This window comes from Citrobacter sp. JGM124, from assembly GCF_018257795.1.
GTDB lineage: Bacteria > Pseudomonadota > Gammaproteobacteria > Enterobacterales > Enterobacteriaceae > JGM124.
The window spans coordinates 1-2,618 of sequence record NZ_JAERJD010000028.1; the positions used below are offsets into that span (position 1 = coordinate 1).

General features: G+C 57.2%; 2 protein-coding genes. Both read right to left on the reverse strand.

Features of this window, described 5'->3' with window-relative positions:
- Nucleotides 1–334: 334 nt before the first annotated feature.
- Nucleotides 335–1,153: a DUF6708 domain-containing protein gene (locus JK154_RS17540; RefSeq protein WP_249215995.1), complete on the reverse strand. Its 819-nt coding sequence runs from the start codon at nt 1,151–1,153 to the stop codon at nt 335–337.
- Between the two features lie 4 nt (nt 1,154–1,157).
- The coding region (locus JK154_RS17545) for a hypothetical protein (protein WP_211994024.1) at nt 1,158–2,618 on the reverse strand (1,461 nt) is incomplete at its 5' end.

Below are 2,618 nucleotides of genomic sequence, written 5' to 3' on the forward strand. Positions count from 1 at the left end.
TAAGGGTCATGCCCAGTTTATTTTCCGCATCCTGGCTGTCCGGCCGAATGCCACCTTCAGCGTGACCGCCGGTGTGCTGTCCTACGGTTTTTGCCCGCCGCCGGATGGGAAATGACGACACAGAACCCAGTCAGGATCATCAGCACTACCATCCAGCAGGCAAATTTGGGGGGCAGCAGGCCTGATGCTGACATCAGGCCTGTTTTTTTAATCGACAGGCATAGTGTGGTTCTTGTTTTAGAGGTAACGGCAGTGGATAACAGACTGGCAGTATCCAATAAGCGACCTTGCCAGATGCCGCCGGGGGTTATTTTACAGCGTCGGTGAAGACTGTTTAGTGTGTGACGGATGGCGGTTCGCCGTCAGGGGCGGTGGAGGACTCGAGCGCCACCTCCGCCGGCCAGCGAACCGTTTTGAACGGTGTCCAGTCGCGGGGTTTATCGGTATACATTGGTGCGGTCGGCACCGGCTTTTTCTCCATATAGTGACAGCAGAAACTCCACAATCCCCCTGCAGCATCGGTTCCACCGACCGTCCAGGTCAGAATAAACCGATCCACCACTTCCAGGGTGCCGGGTTTACAGACCGCGCAGTAAATACGGTGCCCCCAGTCTGCATGCCCCCGCCGCATCACCCACTCGCCGTGGATATCTTTCCAGTCAAATACTTTGATAACCGGATACCAGCGCCTCCACGGCCAGAAACTTTGCTGGAATTCGTAGACATAGACTTTTTGCCGCTTACGGTTAAAGCGGACCGGGGCACCACGGGGCTCAAATAATATTTTTTTCAGGAAATAGATAAAAAAGCACAATGTAAAGAATGTGCAAGGACCCAAAATAAACCAACCACGCATATCTGATATAACACCCGGCAAAGTAAGGGCAAAAACATTAAAAGATAGAGGCAGGACAGATAAAGGCATCATTGGCCACATCCCCCCCCAACCGAAATTCACATAGCGCGGGATTTCCATCCACACATCGTTAAGCTCATTCACCCAAATAAGCCTTGGGGGAAAGCCGCAGTCCTCTGCTTTGTCCGGCATATCCCCTGTCCAGCCCTCAACCGGATGGTCCAGCCGTGAGCGCGGGGGCCGATTCCTTTCCGCACGCTCTGCCTGTTTCTTCAGCCGCCTTTTAATTTTGCCCATTATCTTATCCCTGCGTCGCGTTAAGGGTCATGCCCAGTTTATTTTCCGCATCCTGGCTGTCCGGCCAGTACCCCACACTCAGTGTGACCTCTGGCGTACTGCTCTGCGGCACCAGCATGCTGACCTTCAGATTCATGCACCAGGGTGCCTGCTCCCGGCCACCATCGCCTGTCACCCCGGTTTGCCACCAGTCATGCAGGTAGTACCCTTCCGGGCCACTGAACTGATGATGGTTCTCCCCCCCCGGGGCATTATCGGATTCAGAGAACAGCGTTTTCCCGCCCCCGGTCAGCTGTACCGACCAGCCGCCGCTGCCGGCCACCCAGCCCGGCATACTCACCCGGAAGTCCACCCGGCGGTACTCCGTGCCGTTCACCGTCAGCTTTCCGGCCATCACCGGCTGCCCCGTGCCGACTGACTCCAGAAAGGCGAGACCGCGCCCCACCATGCCGGACGCAAAGGCCACATCGGCCACCATCCCGCTGGCTATCGCCCGGATTTGCATCAGCGCCTCGCCCATATCTTCCTGGCTGTTGGTGTGCCACACCGGCAGGGCTTTAATTGCCCCGTTCGGGATACCAAAACAAGTCCGCCGCAGCCAGATTTCAAACGCCGTGCTGCGCAGCTCACTGGCCCCATAAGCCAGCGCCATTCCTGACAAAATAAGCAGTGTTGCCAGCCCTGCCGGCCCCAGCCCTACCACATTGAAACCCTTCGTTTTTAGTAAGGCAAAAACACCGTCCCTTGCCCACCACCCACTAATAAAACCACCAGAAACCATCGCTGAAGAGGATAGTAGATATGAATACATTGCCCCTGAGTCTCCTGTTTTATAGGCATCCCTGGCATACACTCCATACCTGACCCCATCAATAACCGAGGCTATCCCGGCCAGTATCCCACCAAACTTCACCAATCCCGGTACCTGCTGCGCTTCTGTCAGCACCACCCAGTTCAGTTTCAGCGCCAGCTTTGAGGCAAACCCTGATATCTCCGCCATCCCCTCGATAAACAGCAGGGTATTGATGGCGGTACTGGTCGCCACATCCACACTGGTGCCGACAGACTGGCGGAGTGTATCCCGCAGGCTCTGCATATTTCCGACCTGGAGCGCCATCAGCCCCGCCCCCATTATCAGACCGAAACCGTCACCGCTGACCAGGCGCAGCGTGCGTTCATTCCACGTGGCCATCTGCGCATAGCTGGCGCGGAATACCGGGTCTTTCAGCTCCTTGCCCTGCAGCGACATCTCGGAAATAAACACCTCATCGAGTGTGCCCAGCGCCGACAGATTCCCGGACGTGGTACCGGCGTGATTCAGCTGCGGGAAGGCCACACGTATCTCCGCCACGGATCCCGGCGCGCTGAACTCCACCCGCAGTGGGGTGTCCAGCGCCTTGCCGTGTATCCCCATCAGCTCATCCACCACCAGGGCACTCCCGCCGCGTGGGGCCTCCTTCAGCCC

Bases quoted from the DNA above. Each gene is read 5' to 3' on its own strand.
- JK154_RS17540 (WP_249215995.1), bottom strand. From the start codon at position 1,153: ATGGGCAAAATTAAAAGGCGGCTGAAGAAACAGGCAGAGCGTGCGGAA.